General features: G+C 72.8%; 7 protein-coding genes. 4 read left to right on the top strand and 3 right to left on the bottom strand.

The window, feature by feature from the left end:
* Positions 1-183 precede the first annotated feature (183 nt).
* The 4 genes from ACQPW6_RS28005 to ACQPW6_RS27990 all read left to right on the top strand — a co-directional run bounded on the left by ACQPW6_RS28005 (position 184) and on the right by ACQPW6_RS27990 (position 9,848).
* Positions 184-1,656: a rhamnulokinase gene (locus ACQPW6_RS28005; protein WP_433892457.1), complete on the top strand. Its 1,473-nt coding sequence runs from the start codon at positions 184-186 to the stop codon at positions 1,654-1,656.
* Between the two features lie 374 nt (positions 1,657-2,030).
* Positions 2,031-3,509, top strand: a complete 1,479-nt coding sequence (locus tag ACQPW6_RS28000; RefSeq protein WP_433892456.1) for a lactate utilization protein B — start codon at positions 2,031-2,033, stop codon at positions 3,507-3,509.
* Between the two features lie 252 nt (positions 3,510-3,761).
* Positions 3,762-7,235 carry a glycosyl hydrolase gene (locus tag ACQPW6_RS27995; RefSeq protein ID WP_433892455.1) on the top strand — a complete coding sequence of 1,158 codons (3,474 nt, stop codon included), beginning with the start codon at positions 3,762-3,764 and terminating at the stop codon, positions 7,233-7,235.
* 666 nt (positions 7,236-7,901) lie between these two features.
* Complete coding sequence (locus ACQPW6_RS27990; protein ID WP_433892454.1) at positions 7,902-9,848, top strand: alpha-L-rhamnosidase C-terminal domain-containing protein; 1,947 nt, start codon at positions 7,902-7,904, stop codon at positions 9,846-9,848.
* Positions 9,849-10,029: 181 nt separating this feature from the next.
* On the opposite strand, the gene ACQPW6_RS27985 is transcribed toward ACQPW6_RS27990, so the two are convergent.
* From ACQPW6_RS27985 to ACQPW6_RS27975, 3 genes are all read right to left on the bottom strand, one after another.
* On the bottom strand, positions 10,030-12,657 hold the full coding sequence (locus ACQPW6_RS27985) for an alpha-L-rhamnosidase C-terminal domain-containing protein (protein WP_433892453.1): 2,628 nt from the start codon (positions 12,655-12,657) through the stop codon (positions 10,030-10,032).
* A 168-nt stretch (positions 12,658-12,825) separates the two neighbouring features.
* On the bottom strand, positions 12,826-15,465 hold the full coding sequence (locus ACQPW6_RS27980) for an alpha-L-rhamnosidase C-terminal domain-containing protein (RefSeq protein WP_433892452.1): 2,640 nt from the start codon (positions 15,463-15,465) through the stop codon (positions 12,826-12,828).
* 186 nt (positions 15,466-15,651) lie between these two features.
* A complete protein-coding gene (locus tag ACQPW6_RS27975; protein WP_433892451.1) occupies positions 15,652-16,572 on the bottom strand; it encodes a 2-oxo acid dehydrogenase subunit E2 in 921 nt (306 codons plus the stop codon).
* Positions 16,573-16,590: the final 18 nt, after the last annotated feature.

The following is a 16,590-nucleotide window of genomic DNA, read 5'->3' as shown; positions in this document are numbered from 1 at the left end:
GCGCCCCTGCGCCCCGAAAGGGGCGCGGGGAACTGCGCGAACAACCACGACCGCGCCGCACCCGACGATGGCGCTCACCCCCGTGCCCCTGGGGGCGCGGGGAACTGCGCGAACAACCACAACGGGACCCGCACCCGACCGCGGACCTCCGACCCGTCAAAACCCCACAAGCCGAGGAACCCCATGACCACTCCCCCCGCCCTCTTCGCCGCCGCGGACCTCGGCGCGACCAGCGGCCGAGTGATCATCGGCCGGGTCGGCCCCGGCCTCCTCGACCTCACCGAGGTCAACCGGTTCCCGAACACCGCCACCCGCCTCCCCAGCGGCCTGCACTGGAACCTGCCCGGCCTCTACCAGGGCGTACTGGACGGGCTGCGCCAGGCAGCCGGGTCTGCCGACACCCCGTTCACCTCCATCGGCATCGACTCCTGGGCCGTCGACTACGGCCTCCTCGACGCGGACGGCGCGCTCCTCGGCCTCCCGCACCACTACCGCGACGACCGGACCCGAGGCGTAGCCGACCACGTACGAGACGCCGCCGGCGCCGGCTGCCTCTACGGTGTCACCGGCCTCCAGCACCTTCCGTTCAACACGGTCTTCCAGCTCGCGGCGGCCCGCGGCAGCGCGCAACTGGCCGCCGCAAAAACGCTGTTGCTGGTCCCGGACCTGTTGACGTACTGGCTGACCGGCTCCGTGGGCGCGGAGATCACCAACGCCTCCACCACCGGGCTGCTCGACGCCCGTACGGGCACGTGGTCGCAGGAGATGGCCGACGTGATCGGGCTCGACCCGGACCTGCTGCCGCCGCTGCGTGAGCCCGGCACCCCGGCCGGTGAACTGCGGCCGTCCGTCGCCGACTTCACCGGGCTGCCCGCCAACACCCCGGTCGTCACGGTCGCCTCGCACGACACCGCGTCGGCGGTGGTCGCCGTACCCGCCACCGAGCCGGGCTCGGCTTACGTCTCCTGCGGTACGTGGTCGCTGGCCGGCCTCGAACTGGACGCCCCGGTACTGACGGAGGAGTCCAGAGCGGCCAACTTCACCAACGAGCGCGGGGTGGACGGCACGGTCCGCTACCTGCGGAACATCATGGGCATGTGGCTGCTCGAGGAGTGCCGCCGGGTGTGGGCGGCGCGCGGCATGCCCACCGAGCTGGACGCGCTGCTCGCGGCGGCGGCCCGGGCGCGGCCGTTCGCGGCGCTGATCGATCCGGACGCACCGGAGTTCCTCGCGCCGGCGGACATGCCGGCCGCCATCGCGGCGTATTGCGTGCGGACCGGCCAGCGGGCGCCGGAGGGGTTCGGCGAGACGGTCCGCTGCATCCTGGAGAGCTTGGCGCTCGCGCACCGGCGGGTGCTGCGGCTGGCGGCGGAGTTGGCGGGCCGGGACATCAACCGGGTGCACCTGGTGGGCGGTGGCAGCCGCAACGAGCTGCTGTGCGGGTTCACCGCGGACGCGATGGGCGTGCCGGTGGTCGCCGGGCCGGCGGAGGCGACGGCCATCGGCAATCTGCTGGTGCAGGCGCGGGCGGCGGGTGTGGTCGGGGAGTTGGCGGAGATGCGGGGGCTTGTTGCGGCGACGCAACGCGTCCGGCGGTATGCGCCGGGGCGCGAGCGGGGGGGATGGGATGCGGCCGAGGCGCGGCTTTTCACTTGAGGGGTTCGGGCTTTGCCCCGGGTGCTTGGGGAGCGGTGGGGTTGTCGGCTGCGGCGCCCCTTCGGGGCCGAACGCCCGTCGGCACGTGCCGCGCCGCTGTGGCTGGGCGCGCAGTTCCCCGCGCCCCTGGGGGGACGGGGCCGGGCGCCATTGTCGAGTGCGGGTCCTCCCCCAACCTTCGGCCGGGGGTGCCCCCAGGTTTCTCGCGCAGTTCCCCGCGCCCCTGCGGGGCCCGAGCCCCGGTCCACACGTGCCGCGCCGTCGTGCTTACTCGCGCAGTTCCCCGCGCCCCTTCAGGGCCCGCGCGTTCCGGGTGGGCGCGCAATTCCGCGTGTCCTTCGGGGCGCTCAATGTTGTTCGGATGGGAGAAGGCCATGAGTCGTGTCGAGTTGGGGATGCCGGCGTTTCCGGAAGCCGCTCGGGTTTCTACGCGGGACATGCAGTTGCGGGCGAACCTCACGCATGCCACCCGCACGATCCGGGACAAGCGGGCCCAGGCCGTCAGCGAGCTCGACGACTGGGCCGAACTACGCGCCGCCGGTGCCGCGGTCAAGGAACGCACCCTGCGACACCTCGACCACTACCTGCTGCAAGCAGAACACGCCGTCACCGCCGCCGGCGGCACCGTCCACTGGGCCGTCGACGCCGACGACGCCAACCGCATCATCACCGAACTCATCCAGGCCACCGGCGAGACCGAGGTCGTCAAGGTCAAATCCATGGCCACCCAGGAGATCGGCCTCAACGACGCCCTCGCCGACGCCGGCATCACCGCCTACGAGACCGACCTCGCCGAACTCATCGTCCAACTCGGCAACGACCTCCCCTCCCACATCCTCGTCCCCGCCATCCACAAAAACCGCCACCAGATCCGCGACATCTTCCGCGACCACATGGCCCACTGGGGCCGACCCGCCCCCGACAACCTCACCGACACCCCCGCCGACCTCGCCGAAGCCGCCCGCCTCCACCTCCGCGAAAAATTCCTCCGCACCAAAATCGGCATCTCCGGCGGCAACTTCCTCATCGCCGAAACCGGCACCCTCGTCATCGTGGAATCCGAAGGCAACGGCCGCATGTGCCTCACCCTCCCCGACACCCTCATCTCCCTCGTCGGCATCGAAAAAATCATCCCCACCTGGAACGACCTCGAAATCTACCTACAAACCCTCCCCCGCTCCTCCACCGCAGAACGCATGAACCCCTACACCAGCACCTTCACCGGAACCACCCCCCACGACGGCCCCCAAACCCTCCACCTCGTCCTCCTCGACAACGGCCGCACCGACACCCTCGCCGACACCACCGGACGCCAAGCCCTGCGCTGCATCCGCTGCTCCGCCTGCCTCAACGTCTGCCCCGTCTACGAACGCGCCGGCGGCCACGCCTACGGCTCCCCCTACCCCGGCCCCATCGGCGCCATCCTCACCCCCCAACTCCGCGGCACCACCACCCCCCTGGACGCCTCCCTCCCCTACGCCTCCACCCTCTGCGGCGCCTGCTACGACGTCTGCCCCGTCGCCATCAACATCCCCGACGTCCTCGTCCACCTCCGCGAACGCATCGCCCAAGGCACCACCACCACCCGAAACGGCACCACCGTCACCATCAAACCCGCCAAAGGCCACACCACCGAACGCCTCGCCATGCGCGCCGCCCGCTGGACCCTGGACCACCCCACCGCCTGGAACACCACCCTCCGCACCGCCACCACCACCCGCCACCTCCACCCCAAAACCCTCCCCACCCGCACCACCAAAGCCTGGACCAACACCCGCACCCTCCCCCAGATCCCCACCCAGACCTTCCGCGACTGGTGGCAACAACGCGAACGTTCCAGGTCCACTGACTGAATCGTTCAATCGCGCCGCGCCCGCCCCGGTCTCGCCGGGCGGCGCTTCGGCATGCCCAAGAGCCGCTGATCCAGCGGAGATTGTGACGGATCACGGCACGAGCATTGACGTTCGCCAATGGGCTGCCCTAGCGTCCGTCACGGCCTAATTGAATCAATTCATAAGCCATTCAGGGCAGCCCGGGACACCCCGGGGCAACGGCCGCGTATCGCGGGCCGGTTGGCGTCGAAGCCACTCTGCGAGGGAGTCCAGATGAACGACGGCGTTCACCCGACGAGCGAGGGGAGCGCTGCTCCCGCGGGGGCCGCGCCCGGCGTCAACAGCCCCGCCCCTGAAGGCCGTTATCCGGTCTCGCGGCGGCGGATACTCCAAGTCGCCGCCGCTGCGGCCGCGGCCGGGGCCACCAGCAGCTTCTGGCAGCCCGCGTATGCCGCGGAGCCGGCCGCCCGCGGGGAGTCCTGGGCGGACCGGTTCGCCCAACCGGCCGCCGACAGCATGCCGTTGATCCTCTGGTTCTGGAACGGCACGGTGACCGCCGACCTGGTGGACAGCACCCTCGCCGACATGCGCGCCAAGGGCGTGACCGAGGTGCTGGTCTTCCCCTTCGACATCGCCGCGCTGCGACCGGCGTTCTTCACCGAGGCGTGGTTCGACATCATCGAGCACACGCTGCGCGAGGCCGACCGGCACCACATGCACGTCTGGCTGTTCAACGACGACTTCTTCCCCAGCGGCCGGGCCGGCGGGTTCGTGGTGAACGGCGGCACGGTCGGCGACCGCACCTACCAGCCGCGCCCCGACCTGCGGACCAAGGCCGTCCAGCGCAGCAGCACCCAGGTCGCCGGAGGCACCGCCGTATCACTGGCCGGACGGGCGCTGAGCGTGGCGGACGGCCGTCTCGTCGTGGCCGCGTCCGCGTACGACGGGGTACGGGTGCTGAAGGACGGCGCCGGCTGGACGGACTACACCGTCAGCGGCACCGTACGGATCAACTCCGGCACGGCCGGGCTGCTGGTGCGCTGCTCCGACGCCAAGAACGGCTATCTCGCCGACCTGCGGACCGACGGCGGCGTCGACGTCTGGCGGCAGCAGGACGGCGCCTTCGACCTGCTGCGTCCCGGGGCCGCCGTCGCCGGGTTCGACGCGGGCGCCGACCACCGGCTGCAAGTCACCGTCGCCGGACGGGACTTGACCGTCTCGCTGGACGGCGTCGAGGCCGCGCCCGTCTCCGACGCGTCCTTCGCCGCCGGCACCGTCGGGTTGCGCGCGACGGCCACGCAGTCCTCGTCGTGGGACAGCCTCACCGTGATCGGCGCGGACGGCGGGCAGTTGTTCGCCGACACCTTCGACACCGACTCCGCCGTGGACGGCTTCGTGACGCCCGACGACCTCGGGACCGCGTTCGCCGCCTCGGCCCGTCCGGCCGGGACGTCCGGGGCCGTGGTGCCGCAGATGATCGACCTGACCGGCACCGTGCGCGCGGGCGGGACGTGGACGGCGCCCGCGGGGACGTGGCAGGTGGACGTCTTCACCTCGCGGCTGCTCGCGGACAGCGACGGCAGCCGCCGCAACTACCTCGACCTGCTGGACGACGAGGCCGTCGGCCTGTTCATGGACATCGTGCCGGGAGAGTACGTCCGCAGGTTCCCGTGGGCGGTCGGCCACGTGCTGCTCGGTTTCGCCGACGACGAGCCCTTCGTGGCGTCCGCCGACGCCGAGTGGGCCCAGGTGCCGTGGTCGGCGAGCCTGGAGGACGAGGTGCGGCGGGTCGGCGGCGCGGCGGGCCTCGGGGTCGTGCTGTCCGCGGTGCACGACGACCTCGGCGAGCAAGGGCGCGACCTGCGCGGGGTGTTCTGGCGCGCGGTCTCCAACCGCTTCTCCGCCGCCTACTACAAGGGCGTCGGCAACTGGATGGGCGATCACGGGCTCGACCTGATCTCCAACCCGCTGTGGGACGAGTACGGGCCGGCCGAGCAGATCAAGAGCACCGGCAACCTCAACACCGCGCACCAGTGGGCGCAGGTGCCGGGCACCGACCTCATCTCCGACCAGTACCAGCGGGGTTACCACCGGATCCTGCCGCGCTGGCCGGCCAGCGCGGCGCACCAGGTCGGGCGCGAGCGGGTGTATCTGGAGGCGATGGGCGCGGCGGGCTGGCAGGTCACGCCGGCGTTCACCCGTGAGGTGGTCGGGGCGTTCGTCGTGCGCGGCATCAACAAGGTGCTGCTGCACGCCCGTTTCTCGGACCAGGACAACATCATCTTCGCGCCGCCGTTCCAGCCGGTGAACCCGTGGTGGGACCTGTCGTCGCCGCTCAACGAGTGGATCGGGCGGCTGGTGGAGGCGGCGCGCGCCACGCCCGCGGCCCGTACGGCGCTGATCCAGCCGCAGCGCGCCGCCGAGTCGTTCCAGGACTACCCGGAACAGACCGCGATCGACGACGCGTTCATCGGCGCGGTGCACGCGCTTGAGGACCGCCAGGTCGACTTCGACTTCCTCGACGAGGGCGCGCTCACCGGGGATCCGGCGCTGATCGAGCACGCTCAGGTGCGCGGCGGCGAACTGGCTGTCGGGCGGCAGCGGTACGGCGTCCTCGTCCTGCCCGCGACGCCGATGCTGTCGCTCGGCGCGGTCGCCGTCCTCGCCCGGTTCGTGGACGGCGGCGGCACGCTGGTGGCGGTCGGCGACCTGCCCGCGCAGGAACCGTCCGGCCACGACGGGGAGTTGACGGCCGCGCTGGCGAGGCTCTTCGCCGGCCGGCGGGCGGCCCGGGCGCACCGGGTGGCGGACGTGGAGTCCGCCGCCGCGCAGGTGGTGGCGGCGGGCGGCGCGGCGGTGTCGCTGTCGCCGGCCACACCGGAGGTGCGGGTGCTGCGACTTGAGCGGGACGGCGAGCAGTCGTTCCTGCTCAACAACGAGCACGCGGACGCGGTGGAGGTCACCGCGACGTTCCCGGCGGTGGGGGCGCCGCAACTCTGCGACCCGGACACGGGGTTGACGGTGCCGGCCGGGGTGTGGCGCTCGGCGCCGTTCCCCGGCAGGCCGGGGGCGGGTACGGCGGTGTCGCTGCGCCTTGAGGCGAAGGCGGCTCTGCTGGTGGTCTTCCAGGCCGCTCCGCGCGGCGGCCCGGCGCACGCGGTGGAGTCGAACGCGCCCGTGCAGCGGGTGTCGGTGCGGGGGAACGGCGGCACGGCCACGGTGCGGGTGGCGGCGCCCGGAACGTTCACGGTGGTGGCGGAGGACGGCGGCCGCCGCTACGCCGGCAGTCTGACGGTCACGGACCCGCTGGCAGCGGTGCCGCTGGACGGCGACTGGAGCTTCCGCTTCGACGCGGCCCCGGACACCGCCGGCACCCAGCCCACCACCGGCCCGCTCGGCTCGTGGACGGACGTCGACGCTTCCTACTCCGGCTCGGCCGTCTACGAGCGCGGGTTCACCCTGGACGCGAAGTCCCTGACGGGCCGGGTCTGGACGCTTGACCTGGGCGCGGTGCGCGATGTGGCCGAAGTGACGCTGAACGGCGTCGAGTTGCCGTCCCGGCTGTGGGCGCCGTACCGCCTGGACGTGACGCGGGCCCTGCGCGGGGGCGCCAACGTCCTGCGCGTGCGCGTGACGAACACGGGGGCGAACGCGCACGGGGATGCGCAGCCGTCGGGGCTGCTGGGGCCGGTGGTTCTGCGGCCGGGGCGGGTGGAGGATGTCCGGTTGTCCGCGGTGCGGCGCTGAGTCCCGATGGGATCTCGGGGGCCATCCGCGGCCCCGCCGCACGGACGCGACCGTGCCCGGAGCTGTGCGGCCACCCCAGAACCGGCCCGGGGCCCGGCACCCACCGCAAGCGGCTCGGCGATCACCCGCCTGCGGGCACGCCGTGGCTGGTCGCGCAGTTCCCCGCGCCCCTACGGGGCACGTCCCCATCCGGGCAACAACCCGCGCCCAGCCAGCGCGGACGCGACAAGCCCCGGCATCACCAGGGGCGTGGGGAACTGCGCCACCAACCCCCACCGGCCCGGGGTCCGGCAACCACCGCAAGGGGCTCAGCAAGCGGTGCGCCTGGAAGGCGCGGGGGGATCGCGCCCTTGGGGCCGCGCCTGGCCGGGTCACAGATCGTCCTACCGTCGCAACTACACCTGGGAGTTCAGCATGTCCGATGACTCGTCTAACACCCCGACCGGACCGGCCGCCGCGGGGCCTGCCCGGCGCGCACTCCTGCGGGCCGGGGCCGCTTCCGTCGTCGTTGCCGCGGCCCTGCGGGGCGGGATCGCGGAGGCGGCGCCCGGTGGGGGCGGGAGTGACGGCGGCGCCGGTGGGGGCGCGAGTTCGGGGCGGCGGGCCGCGCCCGCTGGGTCTTGGGATCGGTTCAAGCTGTCGCCGGACAGCCGGATCGTGCGGCCGGTGGCCGTGCATGGGACCACCGGGGCGGTGGGGAACCCGCGCTACCTCGTGAACGTCAAGAAATCGGGGTCCGCGCACACCCGGCTCACCGGGCAGGGCGCCTCGATCACGCTCGACTTCGGCAAGGAGGTCGGCGGCTACGCCACGCTCACCTTCGGCGACGACTCCGACCGCGCGCAGACGGTCGGCCTCACCTACTCGGAGCTGTCCACCTACATCAGCACCACGTCCAGCGACGGTTCCAACGGCGGCGCCAACGTCGAGCCCGCCGTGTCGTACACGGCGGAACCCGCGGGGCGGATCAGCACGCAGACGTCCGTGCCCACCGCCGGCACCGACGCCGCCGGCACCCCGGTCAGCCAACTGCGCGGCGGCTTCCGCTACTTGACCGTCGTCAACGAGAGCGGCGGCACCGTGGACCTCGCCGACGTCTCCGTCGACATCGTATTCGCCCCGAACGTCGCCGACCTCCGCGCCTACCCCAACTACTTCTCGTGCAGCGACGATCTGCTCACCCGGATCTGGTACGCGGGCGCGTACACCGTGCAGACCAACATCGTCGCGGGCAACCAGGGCCGGGTCTGGGGGCCGCCCGGCACCGGGTGGAACAACAGCGCCCGGATCGGCGAGGTCGGGGACACCGTGCTGGTGGACGGCGCCAAGCGGGACCGTACGGTGTGGCCGGGCGACCTGGGCATCTCGGTGCTCACCGACTACGTCTCGCTCGGCGACCTGGACACCGTGCGCAACTCCCTCCAGACGCTGTACAACCACCAGGCCGGCAACGGGGCGCTCCCGTACGCCGGGCCGGCCGTCAACTTCATCGGGAACTCCGACGCCTACCACCTGTGGACGCTGATCGGCACGGCCTCGTACCTCCAGTTCAGCGGGGACACCGGCTGGGCGACCGGCATCTACCCCAAGTACAAGGCCGCGCTGGACTACATCACCGCGAAGATCGGCGCCGACGGGCTGCTGAACGTCACGCAGGCCGCGGACTGGGCGCGCACCGACTCCGACGGGAAGAACCTCGAAGCGAACGCGATCATGTACCGGGCGCTGGTCACCGCCGGGCCGTTCGCGACGGCGGCCGGTGACGCGGCGACGGCGAGCGACTGCGCGGCGAAGGCGGCGGCGCTCAAGTCGGCGGTGGCGGGCGGGGGTTACTGGGACGACGGGGCCGGGCTGTATCGCGACAAGCCGGGCTCGGCGCTCTACCCGCAGGACGGGAACGCGCTGGCGGTGTGGTTCGGGCTGGTCGACGACGCGGACCGGGCCGGGCGGATCAGTGCGGGGCTCGCGGCGCGCTGGACGAAGGTGGGGGCGCTCACCCCGGAGAAGAGCGACGCGTCGGTGCACCCGTTCCCCGGCGGGATGGAGGTGCACGCGCACTTCGCGGCGGGACGGGACAGTGCGGCGCTCGATCTGGTGCGGCTGGAGTGGGGGTACATGCTCGACGCTCCGCAGGGGACGGCCAGCACGTTCTGGGAGGGCTACCGGACGGACGGGAGTTCGGACTACTCCGGCTCCTACATGAGCGCGGCTCACGGGTGGTCGACGGGGCCGACGTCGGCGCTGACGTTCTACCTGCTCGGAATCGCGCCCGCAGAGGACGGGACGGACGGATACGTGGTGGCTCCGCATCCGGGCGGAGTGACGCGGGCGGAGGGGCAGTTGACGACGCCGGCGGGGGTGATCGCGGTGTCCTGGCGGGACGGGCGCAACGGGGAGTTCGACTTGACGGTCACCGCGCCGGGGGGCGCGGTCGGCGAGATCGCGGTGCCGGTGCCGGCCGGGGCCAAGCCCGGTTACGTGGTCCGGGTGGACGGGAAGGTCGCGTGGGCGAACGGTCGCTCTCGTAGCTTCGCCGCCCGCGAGGAAATGGCCCGCGTCCGCCTCGCCGGACTCCCGTCCGGCCGCCACACCATCACCGTCCGCCCCCACTAGCCCGCCCCGGGCGCCGTCCCCAGCCCCCCGTCCGGCGGGGGGCTGGGCGCGCCCACGCGGCGGAGCCGCACATCAGATACAGCCCCGCGCCCCTTGAGGTAACCGGGGCCCGCAGACGAGCCGCCCGCCCAGCCACTTCCGGTAGTTACCGGAATGCCCGGGGCAACCGGGCGCGACCCCCCTACGCGCGGCGGACCGTCACCGTGTGGGTGCCCGGTCCCAGAGGCGGGAGGGTGGCGTAACCGTCGTGCGGGGTCGACGTGTGGGCTCGCGTCTGGCGGGCGTTCACGTGGATGGTGACGGCGTGGCCGTCGGTGGGGACGGCTATCGTGCCGCGGGTGCCGTGGGGGGCGCGGACCGTCAGGGTGAAGGTGGCGGGGGAAGGGTGTTGCCAGTCGGCGGTCAGGGGGCCGTGGGGGGTGGGGACTTGGCCGCTTGCCCACTTCACGGAGCCGGGGCGGGGGCGCACCGTCCACTCTGTGAAGCCGGCCGACACCGGGGTGATGCCGAGCAACTCGTTGGTCAGGGCAGGGAGCACGCCCGTCGACCAGCCGTGCGCCATGCTCGTGTAGGAGCCCTCATACAGGGAGCCGTCGGGGCCGATGCCCTCCCAGTTGGTGGTGCCGGGGTCGTTGCGGTCCATCCAGCCGTAGGTGCGGCGGATCTGGTCGAGGGCGCTGTCGGCGCGGCCGGTCCTGAAGCGGGCCAGCAGCTCGGGGTACGAGGTGAACGCGTAGACCCGCTGCGAGGCGCCGCCGAAGATCGTCTCGTTGTCCATGAACGCGTTCCCGTACGGCAGTACGGTCGTGGCGTCCAGGTGGGCGAGCGCGCTCGCGGCCCGCCCCGCGTCGGCCACCCCGGCGGTCACGGCGATCGAGTTGCCGTCCTGCGCGTGCCGCACCGGGCCGGTGCCCGAGTCGAGGTAGGCGCCCGCATCGGCGTCCCACAGGTGCGCGTTGACGGCGGCGGCCACCGTCACCGCCCGCGCGGCCCAGCGGTCCGCGTCGGCGAGGTGGCCGAGCAGCCGGGCGATGCTCGCCGCGTCGTTCAGCGCCTGGACGTAGTTGGCGTTGTAGTAGGTGATCCGGCCGGTGCGGTCCAGGAACGCGTAATCCCCGTATCCGCCGGTGCCGTTGAGCCCCTTGCTGAGCAGCCCGTCGGAGTCGGTCACCGACGGGTACCAGCTGTCGAGCAGCTTGGTCAACTGCGGGTAGTACGCGGTCGCGTAGCCGCGGTCGCCGGTGTAGAGCAGGTAGTCCCAGCTGCACGTGACCCACCAGAGCGGGTAGTCGAAGAGCGGCAGCGTGTAGCCGTTGATCGAGGCGGGCGGTATCCAGCCGTCGGCGCGCTGGTGGTCGGCGAGGTCGGCGAGTACGTTGCGGGCCGCCGCGGCGGCGTCGGGGTGGGTGAGGTAGAGGGTGCGGGCGGAGACCGCGAGGTCGCCGACGTACGGGTCGCGGTCGCGCTTGGCGCCGTCCTGGAGCACCAGCTTGCCGTCCAGGCCCGGGGTGTCGGCGCCGCGCGGGTCGATGTCGTCGGACCTGAACGTGTCGGTGACCAGCTCGTTGGTGTAAGCGGCCCCGTACCAGTACCGGTTGAGGTCGTCGTCGGAGCTGAGGAACCAGCCGCCGTACGTGCCCGGCGTGCCGAGGTAGGCGGTGAAGTCGAGCCACACCGCGTCGATGGCGACCTCGCCCCACGGCTGGGCGGCCGGCGCGTCGCTCGCGAGCGCGTCCAGGCTGATCTGGAGGTAGCGGAAGCCGTGCAGGCCGTCGGCGTAGACCTTGGTGCCGCTCTGGTAGCCCTTGGTGTCCTTCCACTTGGCGCCGCCGGCCGGCACCGCGAACTGGTCGGTGCCCTGTGAGGGCACACCCGACTGGTCGGCCCGGGTGAAGTCGCTGCGGTCGGTGAGGAATTGCAGCGTCTCGGAGAACGCCACCCGCACCCCGGGGCTGTTGGCCGAGGCCGACGCGAAGCTGATGTTCGGGTAGCCGACCACGACCTTGCCGAAGTCCACCACCACCCGGGGGATCTCGTCGTCGGGCAGCAGCCCCGGGTACACCTCGTTGATCCGGCTGAACTCGCCCTGCGGGGTGCTCTGGTCGGCGGTGATGTTGATCCGCACCTGCGTGGTGGTCACCGTGGCCGCGAACGGCACTGCGCGGCGGACGGAGGTGTTGCCGGTGACGGTGGCGGCGGTCTGCCAGGCGCTGCCGTCCCAGGTCTGCACGGTGAAGTCGGTCGGCACGCCGTCGGAGTTGGACAGCAGCGTGATGCCGGGCAGCGGCAGCGGCGCGGTGGTGGTGACGGTCAGGGTGTCGGGGTAGGCGGCGATCGTGTCGTCGTTCCAGAACGTGTCGGTGTCGCCGTCGATGGCGTTGGCGGCGTCGTAGGTGCGCGGCTGGCCGTTGTTGCCGCCGTTGCCCGCGTGCGCGCTGGAGGCGGTGGCCGTGGTGCCGGCCGGCCAGCGCGGCGGCTGCGCGGGCTGCGGGCGCTTGAGTACGGTGACGGCGCCGCCGGGCGCCAGCAGCGCGGTGGGCGCGGTCACCGCGCCGCTGCTGCGGGTCACGCCGGTGGGCCGCACGGTGCGGCTCGACGGGCCCTGCACATAGGGGTGCCAGTTCTTGGCCGCCTTCCTGGCGGCCTCCGGAGCCGCCGGGCCGGCCGCGGCGTCCGCGGCGGCCGGTCCCGCGGTCGCCACGGTGAGCCCGGTGGCGGCGAGCGCGGCGCCGCCGATCCCGGCTTTCAGGACGCTGCGGCGGGGGGCTCCGGGCGTGCGGGGGTCTTCTCCGGCAGGGGTGTTCGGCATCTGCGGCTCCGGGAGAGGGCGAGGGGCAAGGACGGATTATAACGATTCAACGACCGTGCGCACCGAGGCTACCCGGGTGGAACCACCCCGTCCATAGCGCTGACGGGGTCGGGGAGACCGCTCTCCGCCCGGCACGCACGGTCCTTGAATCGTTAGCGGGCGGGGGCCCTAGTGAGAGCGCGGACCGGAGCCCGGACCCGAACTCCGGCCGGAACCCGCCGGGTCGAAGAAGAGGCCGCTGAGCACCGCGTTGGCGCCGAGCACGTGCGCCACTCTGATCCGCACCGGCCGGTCGCACCGGTAGACCAGGTAGTGGCCGTCGTGGAAGTCGTCCACCAGCTGCACCGGCACCGCCCGCTTGAGGGTGTCCAGGTCGAACACCTCCACGCAGACCCGGCGCGCGGTGGAGTCCCAGTCCACGAAGTACATCGCCAACTGGTAGACGGCGCCCGGGTCAGCGGCCACGTCGACCACCATGGTCATCCCGCCGGGCGAGGGGGTCATCGAGTACAGGACGCCCGCGTTGCGCGGGAAGCCGCCCGAGGCGTCGCGGGCCAGCGCCCGCGCGTCGCCGGTGCCGCTCTCCCAGACGGTGTTCAGGCAGCTGCTGTTGCCGCCCGACCACGGCGTGACCGAGCTGACGTAGCCGGGCAGTGACGCCAAGTGCTGCCCGGCGGCGTCGTAGTTGAACAGCACGTGGCCGTCACGCCCGTACGCCGTGCCCCAGTTGCCGCCGGTCGCCGTGTCGTGCCGGACGAAGCGCATCGGGTAGTTCCACCCGGCCGGGCGGGGCGGCGATCCCGCCGCGCCCCGGTAGGTGGCCTTGAGCCGGTAGCGGCCGGGCGGGACGTCGTCGAGCACCACCCGGTCGCCGGCCTGGCGGGCGGAGCCGACGCCCGCGGTCCGGTGGAAGGTGCCGTCCCGCCACAACTGCCGCCCGTTGACCTGGATCCGCTCGATCCGCCGGCCGCCGGACGGTATGCCGATCCGGGCCCTGGACCCCGCGGGCACGACCACCTGCCCGGTGCCGGAGTCGAGGTCGAACTCCGCGGAGACCGTCCCGTGCGGAGTCGGCACCGAGCCGGACACCGACCGCACACCGCGGCCGGGCAGCGGGAAGACGTCGACGGTGCCGAATCCGGGGGACGTCGGGCTGATGCCGAGGATCTCCTGGGACAGCCAGGAGGTCACGCCGCCGCCCCACGGGTGGGACAGGCTGGTCCAGCCGGACTGGCTGTTGGGCACCGGGTCGTTGCGGCCCAGGACCTGCAGCCAGTCGGGGCGGAACACCTCGAAGAACGTCGTGCCGCCGTAGTCGAGTTGGCCGCCCCAGTTGTCCCGCAGGGTGACCAGTGCCTCGTCGTGGCGGTCGAGGGCGGCCATCGCCTGGAGAATGTAGAACTGGTTGAAGGTGGAGAACGACAACCGGTTGAGCCGGTCGGCGAACTCCAGGTCGTAGACCTCGGCCCGCTCGCCGTCGTCCACGCAGCCCGCGTTGACGGCCTCGCCCAGCGCGTGCACGCCCAGCGACCTGAACCAGTTCGGATCGGCGTGCAGTTCGGCCCTGCGCCGGGCGGCGGTCGCACGGTAAGTGGCGGCCAGGTCCGCGCGCCCGACGGATTCGGCCGCGTCGGCGAACTCCAGGCAGGCGCGGATGAACAGCATCCGGTAGGCGGCCTTGGTCTCCGGCTGGTTGGGCCGGTCGAAGCCGCCGCCGAGCCGCTCGTCCCAGCCGTAGAAGGTGATGTTCGGGTCGGCGTAGATGTCGTCGCCGTGGTCGAGCTTGCCCGTGGCGTTGTCCAGGTAGCCGGTCAGCGTGGCCGTGTCGCCCGTGTGCTGGTAGTACTCCAGCAGGCTGAGCACCCAGTAGAGCGAGTACGTCTCGATGCCGAAGCTGGAGTCGACCGTGCGGTCGAGGTTGGCCTTGACGTAGTCCCAGTCGCCGAACGCGACCAGCGCTGCCGACTGGATGGGGTTGCAGTCCCCGGCCCAGCCGTAGCGGTCGCCGCGGTCCATCAGGATCGGGGCCATGTACGTGCCCTGGAAGCCGACCCGCACGCCGTAAGCGCCCGCGTACCAGAGCCTGTTGAGCTGCTCGTCGCTGCTGTGGAACGTGCCGTTGTAGTTCGTCGGCTTGGCCTGGCACACCGCGCGGACCGCCGTGATGTGCCAGGGGCGGTCGAACGTCCTGACGTGGATCCAGCCGAACCGCACGCCCTCGAACAGGTCGGCGTTCAGCTCCAGCCGGAAGCTGTCGCCGTAGCGGACCGGCGCGAGCGTCTTGACCGGGTGCGCGGGGCCCGGGTTGACGACGCCGGGTTCGTTGTACTCGCTGATGCTCATCTCGACGGTGCCGGAGAGGTCCGCGCTGTCGAACTCCAGCCAGGCCGGGCTCTCCAGGCCGAAGTCGAAGCGGATCGAACCGGCGCCCTTGACGGTGATGCCGCAGCGGCCGGTCGCGGCCGAGTGCAGCCCGTCGAACGAGGCCGGGGTCTGCGTCCAGGCCGCCACCGGGCGCAGTTGGTAGACCTGGAGCGGGTCGGCGGCGACCGGGTCGGTCCACCGGTAGCGCACCAGCGGGTCCCGGGAGGCGGCGACGGCCGGGCCGCTGAACGTGCCGCCGTGCAGCGGCTGGTACGGCTCGCCGACCGGCCACGCTTCGGCCGGCGTGGGGTGCGTGCCGGCGGTGCCGCGCGCGGCGGAGTCGGCGCTGGCGGGGAAGGCGGGGACCAGGGCGAGGCCGGCGCCCGCGCCCGCGACTCCGAGCAGGTGGCGGCGGCTGAGGCCCGGTTGCGGCTGATCGACCATGGGTGAACTCCTTCGTCCAGTACGGCCGTTGCGCTCCCGCCGCCGGGCATGCCCGCCCCGGCGGCCCGGTCGTCTTCCGGGCAGCCGTGACGAGCACGTGCGGCGGTGCGGACGCGCGCGGAGGTGGTGTGGTGCCGGGTGGGGAGGTGCTGCCAGGGGGTGGGCTGGGCTGGTGCGCGGGTCGCCTCAGGGCAGTGCGGCCTCGAACGCGGCTGATTCCAGGCGGTACTTGACCGTCCGCAGGAAGCGGGCCGCGTCGGCGCCGTCGATCAGCCGGTGGTCGTAGGAGAGCGCCAGGTAGGCGGTCGGGCGGATGGCGATGGTGTCGCCGAGCAGGTCGTCGGTGACGGCCACGGGCCGCCGGACGGGCGCCCCGACGCTCAGGACCGCGGACTGCGGCTGGTGCACGACGGGGGTGTCGAAGAGCGCGCCGCGCTCGCCGCTGTCGGTGAGGGTGAAGGTACCGCCCTCCAGCTCACCGGAGTTGAGGGTGCCGGTGCGGGCCCGGCCGGCCAGGTCGGCGGCCCGCCGGGCGAGGCCGGCCAGGCTGAGGCCGCCCGCGTCACGGAGCACCGGGACGACCGGGCCCCGGTCGGTGTCCACGGTGAGGCCGAGGTGTTCGGCGTCCGGGTACGTGATGGTGCCCGCCTCCGGGTCGAGCCGGGCGTTGACGACCGGGTGCGCCTTGAGGGCCTCGACGGTCGCGGCGGCGTAGAACGGCAGCAGCCCGAGCGGTACGCCCTCGCGCACGGCGAACCCGGGCCCGGCCCGGTCGATCAGCCGGACGATCCGGCTCAGGTCGGCCTCGACCACCGTGGTGAGCTGGGCCGACGTGCGCAGCGAAGCGGCCGCCCGCTCACCGGCCAGCCGCCGTTCGGGCGCCATCGGCCGGATGCTGCCGGGCCGGCCGGCCACGGCGGGCGCCGCACCGGGAGCCGGGCGGGTGCGGGCCTTCGCGGCGGCCAGGATGTCCTGCTTGCGCACCCGGCCGTCCCGGCCGGAACCCGCCACCACCCCCGGATCGATCCCGTACTCCCCCGCCAACTTCCGCACCAGCGGCGTCAGATACGCCCCCGCCGGTCGCCGCGGACTCGCGGATATCGGCATGCGGGTCACCTCCTTTCC

Source organism: Streptomyces sp. CA-111067, assembly GCF_050956065.1.
Taxonomy (GTDB): domain Bacteria; phylum Actinomycetota; class Actinomycetes; order Streptomycetales; family Streptomycetaceae; genus Actinacidiphila.
Note: the sequence above shows the minus strand (reverse complement) of the source record. Positions and strands in the feature narration are given on the sequence as shown.